At 68.7% G+C, this 18,906-nt stretch carries 15 protein-coding genes and 1 pseudogene; 10 read left to right on the forward strand and 6 right to left on the reverse strand.

Annotated elements, in window-relative coordinates:
• Positions 1-40 precede the first annotated feature (40 nt).
• Positions 41-1,765: a formylglycine-generating enzyme family protein gene (locus QE373_RS06845; protein WP_309689602.1), complete on the forward strand. Its 1,725-nt coding sequence runs from the start codon at positions 41-43 to the stop codon at positions 1,763-1,765.
• Between the two features lie 71 nt (positions 1,766-1,836).
• Positions 1,837-2,739: a M48 family metallopeptidase gene (locus QE373_RS06850; RefSeq protein ID WP_309684972.1), complete on the forward strand. Its 903-nt coding sequence runs from the start codon at positions 1,837-1,839 to the stop codon at positions 2,737-2,739.
• 194 nt (positions 2,740-2,933) lie between these two features.
• On the opposite strand, the gene xseA is transcribed toward QE373_RS06850, so the two are convergent.
• Positions 2,934-4,274: an exodeoxyribonuclease VII large subunit gene (xseA, locus tag QE373_RS06855; RefSeq protein WP_309684974.1), complete on the reverse strand. Its 1,341-nt coding sequence runs from the start codon at positions 4,272-4,274 to the stop codon at positions 2,934-2,936.
• Between the two features lie 59 nt (positions 4,275-4,333).
• Entirely contained in the window at positions 4,334-5,416 is a 1,083-nt protein-coding gene (gene queG / locus QE373_RS06860) for a tRNA epoxyqueuosine(34) reductase QueG (protein ID WP_309684976.1), read from the reverse strand.
• Between the two features lie 23 nt (positions 5,417-5,439).
• On the opposite strand from queG, the gene QE373_RS06865 reads away from it, so the two are divergent.
• The 6 genes from QE373_RS06865 to QE373_RS06890 all read left to right on the forward strand — a co-directional run bounded on the left by QE373_RS06865 (position 5,440) and on the right by QE373_RS06890 (position 13,147).
• Complete coding sequence (locus QE373_RS06865) at positions 5,440-6,927, forward strand: NAD(P)H-hydrate dehydratase (RefSeq protein ID WP_057507989.1); 1,488 nt, start codon at positions 5,440-5,442, stop codon at positions 6,925-6,927.
• Positions 6,920-7,408 (forward strand): tRNA (adenosine(37)-N6)-threonylcarbamoyltransferase complex ATPase subunit type 1 TsaE, encoded by a 489-nt coding sequence (gene tsaE, locus QE373_RS06870; RefSeq protein WP_309684980.1) that lies wholly within the window; start codon positions 6,920-6,922, stop codon positions 7,406-7,408. Before QE373_RS06865 ends, tsaE begins: the two co-directional genes overlap by 8 nt.
• 75 nt (positions 7,409-7,483) lie before the next feature.
• Positions 7,484-9,097 (forward strand): N-acetylmuramoyl-L-alanine amidase, encoded by a 1,614-nt coding sequence (locus tag QE373_RS06875; RefSeq protein WP_309684982.1) that lies wholly within the window; start codon positions 7,484-7,486, stop codon positions 9,095-9,097.
• Between the two features lie 287 nt (positions 9,098-9,384).
• On the forward strand, positions 9,385-11,259 hold the full coding sequence (mutL, locus tag QE373_RS06880) for a DNA mismatch repair endonuclease MutL (RefSeq protein WP_309684984.1): 1,875 nt from the start codon (positions 9,385-9,387) through the stop codon (positions 11,257-11,259).
• A 41-nt stretch (positions 11,260-11,300) separates the two neighbouring features.
• On the forward strand, positions 11,301-12,209 hold the full coding sequence (locus QE373_RS06885) for a DUF1684 domain-containing protein (RefSeq protein ID WP_309689604.1): 909 nt from the start codon (positions 11,301-11,303) through the stop codon (positions 12,207-12,209).
• Complete coding sequence (locus QE373_RS06890) at positions 12,206-13,147, forward strand: TraB/GumN family protein (RefSeq protein ID WP_309684985.1); 942 nt, start codon at positions 12,206-12,208, stop codon at positions 13,145-13,147. The genes QE373_RS06885 and QE373_RS06890 overlap by 4 nt, the downstream gene beginning before the upstream one ends.
• Before the next feature lie 83 nt (positions 13,148-13,230).
• Here QE373_RS06890 and phaR read toward each other — a convergent pair whose 3' ends face one another.
• From phaR to gluQRS, 3 genes and pseudogenes are all read right to left on the reverse strand, one after another.
• Positions 13,231-13,821 carry a polyhydroxyalkanoate synthesis repressor PhaR gene (gene phaR, locus QE373_RS06895; RefSeq protein ID WP_309684987.1) on the reverse strand — a complete coding sequence of 197 codons (591 nt, stop codon included), beginning with the start codon at positions 13,819-13,821 and terminating at the stop codon, positions 13,231-13,233.
• 207 nt (positions 13,822-14,028) lie between these two features.
• Entirely contained in the window at positions 14,029-14,769 is a 741-nt protein-coding gene (phbB, locus tag QE373_RS06900; protein ID WP_309684989.1) for an acetoacetyl-CoA reductase, read from the reverse strand.
• A pseudogene (gene gluQRS, locus QE373_RS06905) lies at positions 14,766-15,703 on the reverse strand (tRNA glutamyl-Q(34) synthetase GluQRS). Before gluQRS ends, phbB begins: the two are co-directional and overlap by 4 nt.
• Positions 15,704-15,796: 93 nt before the next feature.
• Here gluQRS and htpX point away from each other — a divergent pair.
• Positions 15,797-16,672 carry a protease HtpX gene (gene htpX / locus QE373_RS06910; protein WP_042612066.1) on the forward strand — a complete coding sequence of 292 codons (876 nt, stop codon included), beginning with the start codon at positions 15,797-15,799 and terminating at the stop codon, positions 16,670-16,672.
• Between the two features lie 432 nt (positions 16,673-17,104).
• Here htpX and QE373_RS06915 read toward each other — a convergent pair whose 3' ends face one another.
• Positions 17,105-17,932 (reverse strand): inositol monophosphatase family protein, encoded by an 828-nt coding sequence (locus QE373_RS06915; RefSeq protein WP_042615229.1) that lies wholly within the window; start codon positions 17,930-17,932, stop codon positions 17,105-17,107.
• A 115-nt stretch (positions 17,933-18,047) separates the two neighbouring features.
• Here QE373_RS06915 and QE373_RS06920 point away from each other — a divergent pair, with 115 nt between their 5' ends.
• The gene (locus tag QE373_RS06920) at positions 18,048-18,812 is read left to right on the forward strand and encodes an RNA methyltransferase (RefSeq protein WP_057506867.1); all 765 of its coding nucleotides are present in this window, start codon (positions 18,048-18,050) and stop codon (positions 18,810-18,812) included.
• Positions 18,813-18,906: the final 94 nt, after the last annotated feature.

Raw genomic sequence — 18,906 nt, forward strand, 5'->3', positions numbered from 1 at the left:
GCCGCGTGCGCAGAATGCCCGGGCCGGTGGCGAAGCCACGGTGACCATCGGCGGCGAGGATGAAGCCGAAACCATACAGCGCTGGACGCCGCCCCCGGTGACCCTTGACCCCGGCGAGCGCGCCGATGCGCGCCGACGCGCCGAACAGGCCCTGCGCGAGGGCCAGCTGTTCGAAACCAGCGAATCGGCGATTCCGCTGTGGCTGGCGCTGCTGGAGCAGGATCCGCAGGACCGTCGTGCCCGCGATGGCCTGCAGCGGGCGCAGCGCCAGCTGCTGGGGCAGGGCAGGGCGTTGCTGGCGCAACCGCAGCAACAGCGGGTGGCGCTGGCCGAAGCGGCGCAGATCGCGCTGGTGCTGCTGACCATCGCCCCGGACAACGCGCAGGCGCGTGCGCTGCAGGGCCAGGTCGAGGTTGCCCAGCGCGCGGTGGCATTCAACCGCGCGGGCGAAGACGACCTGCGCGCCGGGCGCATCGGCGAGGATGGCGACGGTGCACTGGTCAATTTCCGTGAAGCACTCGCCCTGGATGAAGACAATGCCCGGGCCCGACAGGGCTTGGCAGCGGCTGAAAGTGGACTGATCGGGCGGGCCGAGATCGCCGCACGGGCGGGCGATTTTGCCGCCGCCGGTACCTGGCTGGCCGAAGCCAGCAAAGTGCGCGATGCCGCCCCGACCATTGCCGATGCCTTCGAACGCATCGAGGCGATCCGTGCGGCGACGCTTGCCACCCTGCGTGCGCAGGGACTGCGTGACCTGGCGACACCGCAGGGCCTGAAACCGGCCGGTGAGAAGCTGGAGCAGGCCATGCGCATCGCCTTGCCGGGCAACGCCGACGTGGCGCTGCTGCGCGAGCGCATCGAGCTGGCCACGCATTACGGCAGTTTCCGCCCCGGGCAGGTGTTCAGTGATCCGCTGCGCGATGGCGGGCGCGGACCGCAGATGAAAGTGGTGCCGCACGGTGGCTTCCAGATGGGCGCCGGGCTGCACGAACCCGGTGCCAGCGATGCCGAGCGGCCTTCGCATTACGTGCGCTTCGAACGTGGCTTCGCGATGGCCATGACCGAGGTGACCGTGGCCGATTTCGCGCGCTTCGTGAAGGCCGCCAATGCGCGCCCGCGGGCCACCCGGCGCGGCCATTCGATCGTCTACGACGAGCGCAGCGGCAATTTCATCCGCCGCAGCGGGGTCGACTGGCAATCGGACTACGACGGCGCACGCGCGCTGGCCAACCAGCCGGTGATGCATGTCAGCGTGCGTGACGCCGAAGCCTATGCGAACTGGTTGTCCGAGCAGACCGGGCGCTCTTACCGGCTGCCCAGCGAGGCGGAATTCGAATATGCGATGCGGGCCGGGTCCTCCGGCCGTTATCCTTGGGGTAATGCCGGGGTGCCGCCGCCGGATTCAGGCAACTTCACCGGCAGCCTGGACGTTTCGCCCACCGGGCGGCGCTGGGCCAATGCCTTCATCGGCTATGGCGACGGCTACTGGGGCGCTGCGCCGGTCGGCATGTTCAAGCCCAATGCCTGGGGCCTGCATGACATGGGCGGCAACCTCAGCGAATGGGTCGCCGACTGCTGGCATGCCAGTTACCGGCGTGCGCCGTCCGACGGCGCGGCCTGGTTCAATCCGGGCTGCCGCGCGCGGGTGATCCGCGGCGGCAACTGGGCCAATGCCCCCGAGCAGACCCGCGCGGCCTGGCGGCAATCGCAGGATTCAGACACCACCAGCGGGCGGATCGGCTTCCGACTGGTGCGCGGCATCTGAGCTGCACCGCATCTGGGCTAGGATGAGCCGTTACCCGCCGGCCCCGGCGGGCCTGGCCAGGACGCACGTCGATGCGCAACGATCCTTTCTCCCGTTCTTCGCAGCAGGGCCGGCGCCGCGGCGGCCTGTTCGGCAATGTCCGCTGGCTGGTGCTGCTGGCCTTCGCCGGCTATGCCGCCTTCTACTGGTTTTCCAACCGGTCGGTGGATCCGTACACCGGCGAGTCGGTGTTGATCGACAGCACCCTGGACGTGGACCAGGAAAAGGCCCTGGGCCTGCAGGCCTACCAGGAGATCCTCGCGCAGGAACGCCCGCTGGACCCGAACGCGCCGGTGTCGCGCGACGTGCGTGAGATCGCCCAGCGGCTGATTGCCAAGGTGGACGTGGTGGAAACCGCGCTGGCCGAAGAGCATGGGCTGCAGCCGGGGCATTTTTCGCGCGGGTTCGATTGGGAAGTCAACGTGATCCAGTCCGACCAGGCCAATGCATTCTGCCTGCCGGGCGGCAAGATGGCGGTGTATACCGGACTGGTGCCGGTGGCGCAGACCCGCGATGCGATGGCCGTGGTGATGGGGCATGAGATCGCCCATGCGCTGCTGCGCCATGGTGCGCAGCGCATGGCGCAGCAGAAGCTGACGCAGATCGGCCAGATGGCCGGTGCGGCCAGTGGCATGGACCCGCAACAGCAGCAGATGGTGATGGCGGCGATGGGCTACGGCTACCTGCTGCCGTATGCACGCGGCCATGAAACGCAGGCCGATGAAGTGGGCCTGATGCTGGCGGCGGCGGCGTGTTTCGATCCGCGCGAAGCGGTACCGCTGTGGGAGCGGATGGGCCAGGCCAGCGGCGGGCAGTCGCAGCCGGAGTTCTCTTCGACCCATCCCAATCCGGGCACGCGCATCCAGAACCTGCAGGCGCTGATGCCGAAGGCGATGGAATACCGCGAGCGGTTCTGCGAGCAGGCGCGGCAGTAGGGCGGCAGACGGCCGGGGACCGTCATTGAGGACAAGACGGCCAGCGGCCGTCACTACCAAGCAGATGGCCCGGGGGCCGTCATTACCAGGCAGACGGCCAGCGGCCGTCACTACCGGGAAGATGGCCGGGGGCGGTCATTGAGGGCAAGACGGCCAGCGGCCGTCACTACCAGGCAGATGGCCGGCGGCCGTGATCAGCGGGTGCGGGTGACCTGCAGGTCGATGACCCCATCGCCGACCTTGGCCTGCAGGGCGTCGCCGGGCTGGACCTGGCCGACGCTGCGGACCAGCTGGCCATCGTCGGTGCGGGTCAGGATGCTGTAGCCACGCGATACCGTCGCCAGCGGGCTGACCGCTTCCATTGAACGGGCCAGGCCACGCAGGCGCAGCGCGTCGTTCTGCAGTTGGCGCTGCATTGCCGCCTCGGAGCGGCCGCGCAGGGCCAGCAGGCGGCGCTGCAGGCCTTCCAGCTGGCGTTGCGGATGGAAGCCTCGCAGCACCGCTGCTGCATGTCGCAGGCGCGCCGTGCGTTGCTGCGCCTGCTGCTGGCGGACCGCCTGCAGGCGCCGGCCGAGGTCGGCGTGACGCCGCTGCAGCAGCTGCAGCCGGGCCTGCGGACTGCAGGCGTTGAGCCGCAGCAGCAGGCGGTCGGCGCGCTGCATCGCCTGGCCCAGCGCATGCCGGTGCAGCTGCTGCAGGCGCGCGGCGTCACGGCGCAGGCGGCGTGCCAGGTCCTGCTGGTCGGGCACCAGCAGTTCGGCGGCCACCGACGGGGTCGGGGCGCGCAGGTCGGCAGCGAAATCAGTGAGGCTGAAGTCGGTTTCGTGACCCACCGCGGACACCACCGGCGTGCGGCTGCCGGCCACCGCGCGGGTCAGCGCTTCATCGTTGAACGCCCACAGGTCTTCCAGCGAGCCGCCACCGCGGGTCAGCAGGATCACGTCGTAGCGGCCGCTGGCATCGGCGGCCTGCAGCAGGCGGGTGAGCTGCGGCGCTGCCGAATCGCCCTGTACCAGCGACGGCAGCAGGTCGACGTCCAGCAGCGGGAAGCGGCGCGCCAGCACGCTCAATACGTCGCGCACCGCCGCGCCGGTCGGCGACGTGATCACTGCAAGGCGTTGCACGTGGGCGGGCAGCGGGCGCTTGCGCGCCGGGTCGAACAGGCCCTCGGCTTCCAGCCGTGCCTTCAGCTCTTCGAAGGCGCGGCGCAGTGCACCTTCGCCGGCTTCTTCCATGTGGTCGAGCACCATCTGGTACTCGCCCCGTGCGTCGTACAGCGTGACCCGGCCGCGCACCAGCACGCGCATGCCTTCGCGCGGCACGAAGCGCAGCGTGGACGCCTTCATCCGGAACATCGCCGCGCGCAGCTGCGCGCGCGCGTCCTTCAGGGTGAAGTACATATGGCCCGACGAGGGACGCGCCACGCTGCCCAGTTCGGCCTCTACCCAGATCGCCGGGAAACTGCCTTCCAGCAGGTCACGCGCCAGCGTGTTGAGCTGGCTGGGGGTAAGGACATCGATGCTGCGCTGCTGCATGGGCACTCAACGGGTCAATCCGGATCAGGCCACCATGGTCGCACGTCGGACGCAGGCGATCACCCCGCGCCGTGCTGCTCCAGCGCCCATTGCACGTGTTCGCGCACCAGCGCCGAATCGTGCGTGCTGCGGGTCGTCAGCGCCTCCACCACCTGCGCTGAGGTGGGCGCATTGCCCAGCGCCACGGCGATGTTGCGCAGCCAGCGCTCATGGCCACTGCGGCGGATCGGGCTGCCTTCGGTGCGCTGCAGGAACTCCGCTTCGTCCCAGCTGAACAGCTCATCCAGGCGCGCACGGTCCAGGTTGTTGCGCGCGCGGAAATCCGCTTCGTCGGTGCGCTTTGCGAACTTGTTCCAGGGGCACACCAGTTGGCAGTCATCGCAGCCGTAGATGCGGTTGCCGATCAGCGCACGCATCGGCTCGGGAATGGCGCCCTCATGTTCGATGGTGAGGTAGGAAATGCAGCGGCGCGCATCCAGCCGCTGCGGGGCGATGATCGCCTGGGTGGGGCAGACGTCGATGCAGCGGGTGCAGGTGCCGCAGTGCGCGCTGGCCGGCTGGTCGATCGGCAGCGGCAGGTCGATGTAGATCTCGCCGAGGAAAAACCACGAGCCGCCGTGGCGATCGATCAGGCAGGTGTGCTTGCCGATCCAGCCCAGGCCGGCATCGCGACCGAGCGCACGTTCCAGCACCGGCGCCGAATCGACGAACACCCGGAAGCCGAGCGGGGCCACTTCATCGCTGATCTGCGCGGCCAGCTTCTGCAGCCGGTTGCGCATCAGCTTGTGGTAATCGCGGCCCAGCGCGTAGCGCGCGACGTAGGCCCGGCCGGGATCGGCCAGCGTGGCCCAGGCTTCGGTGTCGTCCTTGTGGCTGTAGTCCATGCCCAGCGAGATCACCCGCACGGTGCCGGGCAGCAGCTCGGCCGGCCGCGCACGCAACGTGCCGTGCCGCGCCATCCAGTCCATCGTGCCGTACAGCCCCTGGCCCAGCCAGTCGGCCAGGTGCGCCTCGTCTTCGGCCAGGTCCACCCCGGCGATGCCGCAGCGCTGGAAGCCATGCGCACGCGCCAGTGCACGGATGCGCTGGACGGCGAGCGCCGGATCCAGGCCGGCGGGCAGGGTGGGGGAATCGGGATGCATGCGCACAAGTATAGAATCCCTGCATGCTGGACCCTTCCGCTCTGTTCGATTCCGCTGCCGCCCGTTCATTGGATGCGCGCGCTTCCGCGCTGGCCGCTGACGGCGGTTGGTCGCTGATGGCCGCCGCCGGCAAGGCGGCGTGGCACTGCCTGCTGCAGCACTGGCCCGATGCCCGGCACATCGCCGTGGTGGTGGGGCCGGGCAACAACGGCGGCGATGGCTACGTGCTGGCGCTGCACGCGCTGCAGGCCGGCCGCCAGGTCAGCGTGCTGACCCTGCCGGGCACGGCGCCGGCGACGGCCCTGTGCATGCAGGCGGCCGCCGGGTTCCAGCAGGCGGGCGGGCACAGCAGCGTATTCGATGGCAGCCTGCCGACGGCCGATGTGCTGGTCGATGCGCTGTTCGGACTCGGCCTGCGGCAGGCGCCGCGGCCCGCGGCCCAGGCGCTGATCGAAGCGATCAACGCGCAGGCCGCGCCGGTGCTGGCGCTGGATGTGCCCAGTGGCATCGATGCCGACCGCGGCAGTGCGCCGGGCGTGGCGGTGCGCGCCACGGTGACGCTGCAGTTCCTGGCTGCCCATCGTGGCCTGCATACCGGCGGCGGACTCGAACATGCCGGCCAGTGCGCCCTGGCGCCCTTGCCGGTCCCGGCGTCCGCATGGGACGGCATGCAGGCGTCGGCCGACCTTTGGCAGAGCGACCGCCTGCCGGCGTTGCTGCCGCCGCGTCGCCGCAACGCGCACAAAGGAACCTCCGGACACGTGCTGTGCGTGGGCGGCAACCATGGCAGCGGCGGTGCACTGTTGATGACCGCACACGCCGCGTTGCGAGCCGGTGCGGGCCTTGCCAGCTTGGCCACGCGTGCCGACCACATCGGTGCGGCGCTGGTTCGGCTACCCGAAGCGATGAGCCATGCGGTGGACTGCAAGGCGGACCTGCAGGCACTGCTGCAACGGGCCAGCGTGGTGGCGATCGGTCCCGGGCTGGGGCAGGACGAGTGGGCGCAGGCGCTATGGCACGATGCACGTGACAGCGGCAAGCCGCTGGTGGTGGACGCCGATGCGTTGAACCTGCTGGCGCGCGCTCCGCAGGCTCTGCCGCAGGCGATCCTCACCCCGCACCCCGGTGAGGCAGCACGCCTGCTGGACACCACCACGGCTGCCGTACAGGCCGACCGGTTCGCCGCCGCCACTGCACTGGCCGATCGCTTCCATGCGGTGGTGGTGTTGAAGGGCGCTGGCAGCCTGGTGGCAGCGCCGGGCAGGCGGACCGCAGTGATCGGCGCCGGCAATCCCGGCATGGCGGTCGGTGGCATGGGCGACCTGCTCACCGGCATCATTGCGGCCCTGCGTGCCCAGGGGCTGGCGCCGTTCGAGGCAGCAGCCGGCGGCGCCCTGCTGCACGGGCTGGCTGGCGACGTGGCTGCCGCCGACGGCCAGCGCGGCCTGCTTCCCACCGACCTGCTGGCGCCGCTGCGCCGGCTCTGCAATCCGGATCCTGTCCATGCTTGAACTGCATCTCCCCACCCCCGAACACACCGACCTGCTGGGCCAGGCGCTGGCGGCCACCCGCCCGGCGCAGGCGCTGCTGGAACTGCAGGGTGACCTGGGCGCGGGTAAATCCACCACCGCCCGCGCGCTGCTGCGCGCACTCGGCGTCACCGGTGCGATCCGCAGCCCCACCTACACGCTGGTGGAGCGCTATCCGCTGGCCGATGGCAGCGAGGCGTGGCACATGGACCTGTACCGGATCGGGGGCGCGGCGGAACTGGACTTCCTGGGCCTGGACGAGGGCACCGCTTCGCTGTGGCTCGTGGAGTGGCCGGAACGCGGGGCAGGGGCGCTGCCGGCGACCGATCTGCGCCTGGAACTGCAGATGTCGGGCACGGGTCGCCGCGCCAGTCTCATTCCCTTGAGCGATTCTGGTGAAGCCTGGGTGAAGCGACTGTGTGAGGGAGGCGAGTTAGGTTCGCTTTCTGTAGATCGACCATAACAAACCGATGAAAGTTACGGATTATTAAGGGAAAAGGTTTGCAATCTGTTCAGCGCAGTGATTGAATCCTGAGCCATGCCCTTAACCATCCGAACCCTTGCTCTGTGTACTGCCGCCGGACTCGCCCTGGCGGGTGCCGATGCGTGGGCGGGTGAGATCAACCAGGTGCGCCTGGATGCCGGGGCCACCGGTACCCGGGCCGAGATTTCACTGGCCGGTGCCGGCGGCTACAAGACCATCGCGTTGTCCGGTCCCAACCGGCTGGTGGTGGATTTCCCGGACTCCTCCGCGGTGCGCGGACTGAAGCTGCCGGCCGCGCAGGGCGTGGTCACTGCGGTGCGTACCGGACAGCCGGTCCCGGGCACGTTCCGGGTGGTGTTCGACCTGGCCGACAAGGTGGCGCCGTTCAAGCCGCAGATGCAGCAGCAGGGCGGACAGTCCAAGCTGGTCATCGAATGGCCCGGCGATGCGCCGGCCACGGCAACCAACACGCCGTCCCCGGCGACCGCGCCTACGCCAGCCACGCCGGTCGCCGCGCCGCCACCGGCTACGGCAGTAAATATCGCGCAGACCCGCAGCGACGCGGCGCGGGCCACCGCACTGCTCACCGCGCAGGTCCAGCAGCAGGCCACGGCTGTCGCCGTTGCGCCGGCCGCACCGGCCACACTGCCGAGCACCACCACGGCCACCGTCGCCGGAACCGGCGCCGGCACCGAAGCCGCCACGCCGTCACCGGCGGCCATCCTGGCCGGCCAGCCGACCCAGGCACCCGTGCGCACCACCATCGCCGGCACCCTGCCGACCCGGACCGGTGCTGCCGCCGTTGCGGCGCCTTCGGGCAACACGTCGCAGCCGCCCGAAGCGGCCCCTGTCGCGCCACGCCCCAGCCTGCCGAGCGACGTTGCGCGCGTGAGCATGAAGCCGGGCATGCGGTCGCTGGTGGTGGCCATCGATCCCGGCCATGGCGGCCAGGATCCGGGCGCCGTCGGTCCCAGCGGCAAGCGTGAGAAAGACATCACCCTGTCGGTGGCGCGCGAACTCGCACGCCAGGTCAACTCGACCCCCGGCCTGAAGGCCTACCTGACCCGCGACAGCGATGTGTTCATTCCCCTGCCGATGCGCGCGCAGAAAGCGCGTGCGGCGAAGGCGGACATCTTCATTTCGATCCACGCCGACGCCGCGGAAAACCGCGCTGCGCGGGGTTCGTCGGTGTATGTGCTGTCGACCAAGGGCGCGTCCTCGCAGCGCGCCCGCTGGCTGGCGGACAAGGAAAACGCGGCCGACCTGATCGGTGGCGTCAGCCTGCAGCGCACCGAAGGCACGCTGGCCAACGTGCTGCTGGACCTGGCCCAGAGCGGTTACATGAAGGCGTCCGAAGATGCCGCCAGCCATGTGCTGGGCGGGCTGAAGCGGATCGGCAACAACCACAAGCCGAACATCGAACGCGCCAACTTCGCCGTGCTGCGCACCTCGGACATGCCGGCGATGCTGGTGGAAACCGCCTTTATTTCCAATCCGGACGAAGAGCGCCGGCTGATGGATCCTGCCTACCAGCGCAAGATCGCGGCGGCCGTGCTGGATGGCGTCAATGTGTTCTTCACCCGCCAGCCGCCGCCGGGAACGCTGTACGCCGCGCGCGCGCAGGCAGAGATGGAAGCGGCCAGCACCGTGGCCGGCGGCAGCAAGTAATCCCGCCGGGACACGGTAGCGCCGAGCCACGCTCGGCGAGCGCAGCGGCAAAGCGGTGAAGCATTGACGGCCAGCGGCCGTCACTACCGCAGGCGAACGGCGAAGCGGTAGCGCCGAGCCACGCTCGGCGAGCGCAGCGGCAAAGCGGTGAAGCATTGACGGCCAGCGGCCGTCACTACCGCAGGCGAACGGCGGGAGCCAGCCATCCGCTATCATCGGCGGATGAAGTCAGCACTCGTTTCCCTCCCCAACCCTCCCGCCTCCATTGCCTGTCCGTGGGGTGGCGCATGAGCGCCACCATCCGTCCGCTGCCGGAGATCCTGATCAACCAGATCGCCGCCGGCGAAGTGGTCGAGCGGCCCGCATCGGTGGTCAAGGAGCTGGTCGAGAATGCCATCGATGCCGGCGCCACCCGCGTCGATATCGAACTGGAAGAAGGCGGTGTGCGGCTGATCCGGATCCGCGACAACGGCAGTGGCATCGCCGCCGAGCAGTTGCCGCTGGCGGTTTCCCGCCATGCCACCAGCAAGATCGCCAGCCTGGATGACCTGGAAGCGGTGGCCACGCTCGGCTTCCGCGGCGAAGCCCTGCCGTCCATCGCATCGGTGAGCCGCTTCACGCTCGCCTCCCGGCGCGCGCAGGACGAACACGGCTCGGCGCTGCAGATCGAAGGCGGCAAGCTCGGCGAGGTGCTGCCGCGTGCGCATGCGCCGGGAACCACCGTGGAAGTCCGCGAACTGTTCTACAACGTGCCGGCACGGCGCAAGTTCCTGCGCGCCGAACGTACCGAGCTGGGGCATATCGAAGAGTGGCTGCGCTCGCTGGCGTTGGCCCGTCCGGATGTGGAGCTGCGCGTTTCACACAACGGCAAGGCATCGCGCCGCTACAAGCCGGGGGATCTGTATTCCGATGCGCGGCTGGGTGAGACGCTGGGCGAGGATTTCGCGAACCAGGCCGTGCGCGTGGACCACAGCGGTGCCGGCCTGCGCCTGCACGGCTGGATCGCGCAGCCGCATTATTCGCGCGCCAGTACCGACCAGCAGTACCTGTATGTCAACGGTCGTTCGGTGCGCGATCGCAGCGTGGCGCACGCGGTCAAGATGGCCTACGGCGATGTGCTGTTCCATGGCAGGCAGCCGGCCTATGTGCTGTTCCTGGAACTGGATCCGACACGGGTGGATGTCAACGTGCATCCGGCCAAGCACGAGGTGCGCTTCCGTGATTCGCGGCTGGTGCATGACTTCGTCTACCGCACCCTGAAGGATGCACTGGCCGACACGCGTGCCGGCATGGCCGCGCATGACATTGGTGCTGGTGCCGGTGCGGGTACGGGTACGGAAGGGGGGGCGCCTGCGCAGGCCGCGACGCACTGGTCGGGCGGACAGCCCGGCGGCGGTAGCAGTGGTGGCGGGGGCGGCTACGGTAATTGGGGCGCGCAGCAATCGCCGCTGGGCCTGCAGGTGGCCGATGCGCCGGCGGCCTACGCCGCGCTGTACGCAGGGCCTGCGGGCAGCCAGCAGTCGTTGCCGCCGATGCCGTCCGAATACGGATTGCCGGTGACCAGCGCCGATGCCGGGGTGCCGCCGCTGGGCTACGCGGTGGCACAGCTGCATGGCATCTACATCCTGGCTGAAAATGCCGAAGGCCTGATCGTGGTGGACATGCATGCCGCGCATGAGCGCATCGGCTACGAACGGCTGAAGAATGCCCACGATGGCATCGGCCTGCATGCCCAGCCGCTGCTGGTACCGATCACTCTGGCGGTGGGCGAGCGCGACGCCGACACCGCCGAACGCGAAGCCGAGACGTTGATTGCACTGGGCTTCGACGTGACCCGCGCCGGCCCCGGCGCACTGCATGTGCGCAGCATCCCGGCACTGCTCGCCAACGCCGAGCCGGAAGGCCTGCTGCGCGATGTGCTGGGCGACCTGCGCGAACATGGCCAGTCGCGGCGCGTGGCAACCGCGCGCGATGAACTGTTGTCCACGATGGCCTGCCATGGCGCGGTGCGCGCCAACCGGCGATTGACGGTGCCGGAAATGAACGCGCTGCTGCGCGACATGGAGATCACTGAACGGTCCGGCCAGTGCAACCACGGGCGCCCGACCTGGGCACGTTTTTCGCTGGCGGAGATCGACCGCTGGTTCCTGCGCGGACGCTGAAGGGGAAGATCATGGGGAAGGGGTACTACGGCGCGGCCTTGATGCTGGCACTGGCACTGGGCGGGTGTGGCGGCAAGTCGCCGGAGGTGGCGCCGGCCGTGCAGGACGATCCGGCATTCGCCCAGCAACAGCAGCAATGGCGGATGCAGCGTTACCAGGAGCTGACCGCGCCGGATGGCTGGACCACGCTGGTCGGCCTGCATTGGCTGGAGCACAAGGCCCATTACATCGGACGCGGGCCGGGCAGTGGCATCCGCCTGGCCGTCGGGCCGGACAAGCTGGGCATGGTCAGCCGGCAGGGCGAGCGCTGGTCGTTCACTCCCGAACGCGGCGTGCCGCTGAGCGTTGACGGGACGGCGGTCACCGGGCGGATCGCGTTCAACAGCGACCACGACCCGCAGCCGACCCGCATCGCCTTCGACGAGGGGAAAGGGCAGCTGAGCCTGTTGCAGCGCGGCCAACGTTTCGCGTTGCGCATCAAGCATGCCGACGCCGCGTCGCGCAGCAGCTTCAGCGGGCTGGAGTACTGGCCCGGTGGGCCGCAGTGGCAGGTACGCGCGCGCTTCCTGCCGCACCCGGCGGGCAGGACCCTGCCCATCGTGGACATCACCGGCCTGACCACCGCCATGCCCAACGCCGGCCTGCTGGAGTTCCAGCAGGGCGGCACGACCTACCGGATCGAGGCCATCGCCGAGCCCGGTGCGCCGCTGTTCCTGATCTTCGCCGACCGCACCAGCGGCCACGGCAGTTATCCGGCGGGGCGCTACCTGGACACCGAGGCGCCCGGCGCCGATGGCTATGTGCTGGTGGATTTCAACCACGCCTACAATCCTCCCTGCGCGTTCACTCCGTTCGCGACCTGCCCGCTGGCACCGCCGGAAAACCGGCTGGACCTGCGTATCGAGGCCGGCGAACGCGCTTACCACCCGCCCAAGGAAAGTGCGCCATGAAGCGTTCCGTCACCCGCTGGATGATCGCCCCGCTGTTGCTGCTCGCCACCGCCTTCGGCACCGTCGCGGCGACGCCCGCTGCCACGCCGAAGCCGGCGGCCACGCGCTCGGCGCCGGTACCGCTGCTGTGGAAGGTGACCGGCGCCGGTGATGCCCGCGTCTACCTGCTGGGTTCCTTCCACCTGCTGCGGCCGGAGGATTACCCGCTGGCGGCAGAGGCGGAAAAGGCCTTCGATGCAGCGCAGCGCGTGGTGTTCGAACTGTCGGCCCAGGACATGGAATCGCCGGAACTGGCCGGCAAGATGGTGCAGGCGGCAATGCGCACCGATGGCAGCGAACTGCGCCGGGATCTCGGCGATGCAACGTGGGCCAGGCTGCAGCAGTACGCCACGAACAATCCCCTGCCGTTGGCGCAGATGCAGGGCCTCAAGCCGTGGTTCGTCGGACTGAGCATCAGCATCGCGCAGATGCAGAAAATGGGACTGGACCCCGCGCTGGGGCTGGACAAGCACTTCATGGACCGGGCGGCCAAGGCGGGCAAACCGATCCTCGGCCTGGAAACCATCGATACGCAGATCGGCGTGCTGGCCGGCATGAGCATCGCCGAACAGCGCCAGATGGTGGAAGAAGCACTGGAACAGTCCGACAAGGGCGATGCGGAAATCCGCGCGCTGCACGATGCGTGGCGGCGCGGTGACGATGTGCTGATGTGGAACCGCATGGCGGTGGACATGAAGCGCCAGTACCCGCAGCTTTACCAGCGCATCAACAGCGACCGCAACGACGCCTGGCTGCCGAAGCTGGAGCCGCACCTGCAGGCCGGGCAGGGCGGCACGCTGGTGGTGGTCGGCGCGCTGCACCTGCTGGGCAGCGATGGCGTGGTGGAGAAGCTCAAGGCCAAGGGCTACAAGGTGGAGCGGGTGCGCGCCAAGCGCTGACGCCCGACTGCGGTTGCCACAACGAAAAACGGCGCGTCCGCAGGGGCGCGCCGTTCTGCTTCAGGCCAGCGGCCGCGCCAAACTCAGCGCGAGCGACCCTTGCCGCCGGTGCTGCCGGCGGTTTCGGTCGGCTTGTGCGCAGCGCCGGGACCGGTGCCCGCACGTGGCGCGGCACCGCCCGGCGTGCTGCCCGGTCGCGGGCCGGTACCGGTGGACGTGCCGCCCGGGCGCGGCCCGAAGCCATTGCCCATGCTGCGCTGGAACTCCTGCCAGAGCTCCATGTTGCGTTCGGTCAGCTGGTTCATCATCGCCCACGGCGTCTGCCCGAGCAGGTTGCCCATCTGCTGGCGGAACTGCTGCTGCTGGTCGAGGAAGACCTGCATGCTGCGCTCCAGGTAGTTGCCCATGAAGCCCTGCAGGGAATCGCCATAGAAGCGGATCAGCTGGCTGAGCAGCTGGGTGGAGAGCATCGGCTCGCCGTCCTGTTCCTGGTCGGCGATGATCTGCAGCAGGACCGATCGGGTCAGGTCATCGCCACTCTTGGCGTCGCGGACCTCGAAGTCTTCGCCGTCCAGGATCAGCTGGCGCACATCCTCTATCGTGATGTAGCTGGAGATCTCGGTGTCGTACAGACGGCGGTTGGGATACTTCTTGATGATGCGGGTAGCAGCCATGAAGCAAGCACTCGTCACAGTAGACGCGCAGCATGGCGCAGCGCAGCACCCGTTGCAACGCCCAGACGCCCTTGTGGCGGGGGCTGCGGGGGTGATCATGTTGCGCAGCAAGGCTTTTCATGTTGCGCAGCATTTTCGCTGCGGTTCAGCCTTTCGGGCCCCGCGCGTGCGGCGGACGCCACACTGCGCGGGCGGGGCGGGTGCCGCTCACCAGCCCATGTGATGGCCGCCGTTGATGTCCAGGTTGCTGCCGGTGATCCAGGCCGCTTCCTCGTTGACCAGGAAGGACACCCCGTAAGCGATTTCTTCCGGCTTGCCGAGCCGTCCGGTGGGGATGTCGGAGATGATCTTGGCGCGCACCTCCTCCGGCACCGCCATGACCATGTCGGTGGCCACGTAGCCGGGGGAAATGGTGTTGACGGTGATCCCGAAGCCGGCGTTTTCGCGCGCCAGGGAGATGGTGAAGCCGTGCATGCCGGCCTTGGCCGCCGCGTAGTTGGCCTGCCCGTACTGGCCCTTCAGGCCATTGATCGAGCTGATCTGGATCACCCGCCCCCAGCCGCGGCGGCGCATGCCTTCGATCACCGGCCGGGTCACGTTGAAGACCGAATTGAGGTTGGTGTTGATCACCTCATGCCATTGCTCGGCACGCATCCGGTGGAAGGTGGTGTCGCGGGTGATGCCGGCGTTGTTGACCAGGATTTCCACCGGGCCCAGTTCGGCTTCCACCGCACGCACCATCGCCTCGGCACTCTCCGGGGTGGACACGTCGCCGGGGAAGATCGCGATCGCCAGGCCGCGCGCTGCCATGGCCTGCTGCCAGGCCAGCGCCTTGGCATGGTCACGGTAGTTGGTGGCGACCCGATGGCCCTGGTCGGCCAGGCGTTGGCAGATGGCGGTACCGATGCCGCCGGTGCCGCCGGTGACCAGTGCGACGCGTGGAGTCATGCTGCGCTTCCGTAAATCAGGGGGGAAGGGGGATTCTGCAACATCATGGGCCGCTGTGCGCCTGCCGCGATGAAATGTCATGCAGGGGCACCCGGGTGCGATCAAATGCAGCCGCGGCGCGTTGCAGCAGGTCGGCCTGGGTGGACGCGCCGTCCAGTGCAGCGGCCGGCTGGCCGAGCAGCCGCCAGAGCTGCCGCAGCACGGCCATTGGATCGCCCCCGTCGACCGTCGGTGCGGCTTCAGACTTGGACAGTTTGCGGCCGTCGTCAGCCAGCAGCAGCGGCAGGTGCGCATAGCGGGGGGGGGGCAGCCCGAGCGCGCGCTGCAGCAGGATCTGGCGCGCGGTTGAATCGAGCAGGTCCGCGCCGCGCACCACGTCGGTGATGCCCTGCGCCGCGTCATCCACCACCACGGCAAGCTGGTAGGCCCAGCAGCCATCGGCACGGCGCAGGACGAAATCGCCGACATCGGCGTGCACGTCCTGCCGCTGTGGGCCACGCAGCGCATCGTCGAACGTCACCACGCTGCCGGGCGCCACGCGCAGGCGGATGGCAGGGTCCGGACGCGCCTGGCGTGCCACGCACTGGTGGTGGATACCGCCGCTGGCGGCCAGTTCACTGCGGCTGCAATGGCAGGCGAAGGCCCGGCCGCTGGCAAGCAGGGCGTCCAGTGCGCGCTGGTAGACGTCACTGCGCTGGCTCTGCCACAGCACCGGACCGTCCGGTTCCAGGCCCAGGAAGTGCAGCAGGTCGAGCTGGGACTGGGCCGCGCCGGGCACGGTACGGGGCGGATCCACGTCTTCCACGCGCAGCAGCCAGCGCCCGCCCTGGTGATGGGCGAACAGCCAACTGGCGAAGGCAGCGAGCAGCGAACCGGCGTGCAGCGGGCCGGTGGGTGAGGGCGCGAACCGGCCGCAATGAATGGGGGAAATCATGCTGGCTGAATCGTCGGTCAGGTTGGCGCTTGAATTCAAGCTGAAGTCACCGCAGATTTAGCACCGTTACCCTCTCCAGAGCCAACTTTCCCCATGTTCAGTCGCATAGCCCTGTTCCTCCTTACCAACCTTGCGGTGCTGGTCCTCGCCGGTATCGTGATGTCGGTGCTGGGGGTCAATCCCGGCCAGATGAGCGGCCTGCTGGTGATGGCGGCGATCTTCGGTTTCGGCGGCTCTTTCATTTCGCTGCTGCTGTCCAAGTGGATGGCCAAGCGCTCCACCGGTGCGGTGGTGATCACCGAGCCGCGCAACGACACCGAGCGCTGGTTGTTGAAGACGGTCGAGCGCCAGGCGCGCGAAGCCGGCATCGGCATGCCGGAGGTCGCGGTGTATGACGGTCCGGAGATCAATGCCTTCGCCACCGGTGCCAACCGCAACAAGGCGTTGGTCGCGGTTTCCACCGGCCTGTTGCACCACATGAGCGAAGATGAAGCCGAGGCGGTGCTAGGCCATGAAATCGCCCACGTCGCCAACGGTGACATGATCACCATGGCGCTGCTGCAGGGCGTGCTCAACACCTTCGTCATCGTGCTGGCCCGGGTGGTCGGTGGGGTGATCGATAGTGCGATGTCCGGCAACCGCGAAGGTGGCGGCCGCGGTATCGGCTATTTCGTGATCGTGTTCGTGCTGGAAATGGTGTTCGGCATCTTCGCCACCATGATCGCGATGTGGTTCTCGCGTCATCGTGAGTTCCGCGCGGATACCGGTGGTGCCCAGCTGGCCGGTCGGCAGAAGATGATCGCCGCGCTGGAGCGGTTGAAGGTCAACCACGGGCAGAGCACGCTGCCGAGCCAGGTGGCTGCCTTCGGTATCGCCGGCGGCATGGGGCAGGGCCTGCGCAAGTTGATGATGAGCCATCCGCCGCTGGATGAGCGGATTGCCGCGCTGCGTTCTTCTACCGTGGTCTGAAGCGGGTTGGTCGAACGGGTGGGACCCCCTCGCGGATGGCGGCTTTTTTGAAGCCGCAGCTCGGGTGGGCCGGGCGGTGGGGCTGGTCGGGGGACGGCAACGACTGCGTCCATGCGTGCCTCGTTTCGCGCCATCCATGGCGCTCAACGCCCCCGCCCAGCCCCACCGCCCGACCCCCTGACAGGTTCCGGGGGCCGCCCGCCGCGTAAGAAAAAAGAAAAGCGGTAGCGCCGACCCATGGTCGGCGAGCGCAGCGGGCCGTTGGCGCGAACATTCCGCCGACCATGGGTCGGCGCTACCGAAGGCTCCATGGCCACCCCGCCCCGCCAGCACGCGGCCCCCAGCTTTTGACTTTGCCATTGCCGTTGCCGTTGCCGCACAAAGCAGAACGGCGCCCAAAGGCGCCGTCCGACCCACCTGATTCAAGCGAAATCAGAACTTCGCGTCGAACTCGGCGGCGTAGCCGGTGTTGACCAGCACCTTCTGCAGCGACTCGGCCACCTTCAGGTTGCCCGCCACCACCTGGTGGTTTTCCGGGCCGCGGTTGTCCATCCGCCCCAACGTGGCGCCCTTGTAATCGCAGACCTTGCCGCCCGCTTCGCGGACCAGCAGGATGCCCGCGGCGATGTCCCAGGACTTCACCCCGGCCTCGAAGTAGGCATCGGCGCGGCCACAGGCCACGTAGGCCAGGTCCAGCGCAGCCGAACCAGTGCGACGCACGTCTTCGGCCTGCACCAGCAGCGTGTCGACCGCCTTCAGCTGCGCGCTGGCGCGGGCGCGCTCACGCGGGGCGAAGCCGGTGTGGATCATCGTGCCTTCCAGGTCCTTGCGGTCGGACACGCGGATGCGGCGGTCGTTGAACACCGCGCCGGCACCGCGGCTGGCAGTGAACAGTTCATTGCGCAGCGGATCGAAGATCACCGCATCGGTCGGCTCGCCGTTTTCCACCAGCGCGATGGACACGCAGTAGTGCGGGAAGCCGCGCAGGTAGTTGCTGGTGCCGTCCAGCGGATCGATGACCCACATGTACCGGTTGGCCCCCTGGGTGCCACCTTCCTCGCCGATCACCCCGTATTCCGGGTAGGCGCGCTTGAGTTCCTTGACGATGACCTTTTCCGCGTCCGCATCGACCTCGCTGGCATAGTCCATGCGGCCCTTCTGCACCACGTTGAGCGCCTCGAGCTTGTTGATGTTGCGCAACAATACGTTGCCGGCGAGGCGGGCGGCCTTGACCATGACGGTGACGGCGGGTTTCTGCATGGCGGTAGCTCCCGGGAGGGCAGAGGGGGGATCGGCGGGGGAAAAGAGCAGGTCCGGCGCAGTGGCCGGCCGCACAGTTTACCATTGCAGGCCGTCCAGCTCGACTACCGCGTTCATGTCCGATCCATCCATTGCTCCCCGTATCCGTTTCGTCCTGGTCGGGACCCAGCATCCCGGCAACATGGGCGCCGCCGCGCGTGCCATGAAAACCATGGGCCTGGCCCGGCTGGTGCTGGTCGCCCCGGAAAAGCCGCTGGACGAAGATGCCTTCCGGCGTTCGGCCGGCGCCGAAGACGTGCTGGGCGATGCCCCGGTAGTGGCGACCCTGGCCGACGCCGTGGCCGACTGCACCCTCGTGCTGGGCTGCACCGCGCGTGCGCGCCGGGTGCAGCTGGAAGAGCTGCTGCCCACCGTGGCCGCCGCCCGGGTCGCCGCCAAGGCGGGCGAAGGCGCCGAAGTGGCCATCGTGTTCGGTCGTGAGCGCACCGGCCTGACCAACGAAGAGCTGCAGCTGTGCCATGCCGCGGTGCACATTCCGTCCGATCCCGCGTTCAGTTCGTTGAACCTGGCCGCGGCGGTGCAGGTGCTGGCCTACGAGGTGCGCATGCGCCTGCTCGGCGATGCCGCTACGCCGGTGGTCGAGCCGGGCCTGCGTGAACAGCCGGCCAGCCATGAGCAGATGGAAAGCTTCTTCGGCCAGCTCGGCGAGACCCTGGACGAGATCGAGTTCCACAAGGGCAGGGCGCCGGAATCGGCGATGCGCAAACTGCGCCGGTTGTTCCTGCGCAGCGAGCCCAGCGAGCAGGAAGTCCGCCTGCTGCGCGGCATCCTGGCCGACGCCCAGCGCATGGCCCGTCTGGCACACGGCGACAAAAAATAGCCTGACGCAGTTCTCACTTTTTCGGGTAGTCTTTCCCTTACATCAAGGGGGAACATCGTGAACGCTTGGCTGGGACGCATGCAGTGGGGACTGC

It is taken from the genome of Stenotrophomonas sp. SORGH_AS_0321, assembly GCF_031453215.1.
GTDB lineage: Bacteria > Pseudomonadota > Gammaproteobacteria > Xanthomonadales > Xanthomonadaceae > Stenotrophomonas > Stenotrophomonas chelatiphaga.

Coding starts and splice junctions, on each gene's coding strand:
- QE373_RS06850 (WP_309684972.1), top strand. CDS start 1,837: ATGCGCAACGATCCTTTCTCCCGTTCTTCGCAGCAGGGCCGGCGCCGC.
- xseA (WP_309684974.1), bottom strand. CDS start 4,274: ATGCAGCAGCGCAGCATCGATGTCCTTACCCCCAGCCAGCTCAACACG.
- queG (WP_309684976.1), bottom strand. CDS start 5,416: ATGCATCCCGATTCCCCCACCCTGCCCGCCGGCCTGGATCCGGCGCTC.
- QE373_RS06865 (WP_057507989.1), top strand. CDS start 5,440: ATGCTGGACCCTTCCGCTCTGTTCGATTCCGCTGCCGCCCGTTCATTG.
- tsaE (WP_309684980.1), top strand. CDS start 6,920: ATGCTTGAACTGCATCTCCCCACCCCCGAACACACCGACCTGCTGGGC.
- QE373_RS06875 (WP_309684982.1), top strand. CDS start 7,484: ATGCCCTTAACCATCCGAACCCTTGCTCTGTGTACTGCCGCCGGACTC.
- mutL (WP_309684984.1), top strand. CDS start 9,385: ATGAGCGCCACCATCCGTCCGCTGCCGGAGATCCTGATCAACCAGATC.
- QE373_RS06885 (WP_309689604.1), top strand. CDS start 11,301: ATGCTGGCACTGGCACTGGGCGGGTGTGGCGGCAAGTCGCCGGAGGTG.
- QE373_RS06890 (WP_309684985.1), top strand. CDS start 12,206: ATGAAGCGTTCCGTCACCCGCTGGATGATCGCCCCGCTGTTGCTGCTC.
- phaR (WP_309684987.1), bottom strand. CDS start 13,821: ATGGCTGCTACCCGCATCATCAAGAAGTATCCCAACCGCCGTCTGTAC.
- phbB (WP_309684989.1), bottom strand. CDS start 14,769: ATGACTCCACGCGTCGCACTGGTCACCGGCGGCACCGGCGGCATCGGT.
- htpX (WP_042612066.1), top strand. CDS start 15,797: ATGTTCAGTCGCATAGCCCTGTTCCTCCTTACCAACCTTGCGGTGCTG.
- QE373_RS06915 (WP_042615229.1), bottom strand. CDS start 17,932: ATGCAGAAACCCGCCGTCACCGTCATGGTCAAGGCCGCCCGCCTCGCC.
- QE373_RS06920 (WP_057506867.1), top strand. CDS start 18,048: ATGTCCGATCCATCCATTGCTCCCCGTATCCGTTTCGTCCTGGTCGGG.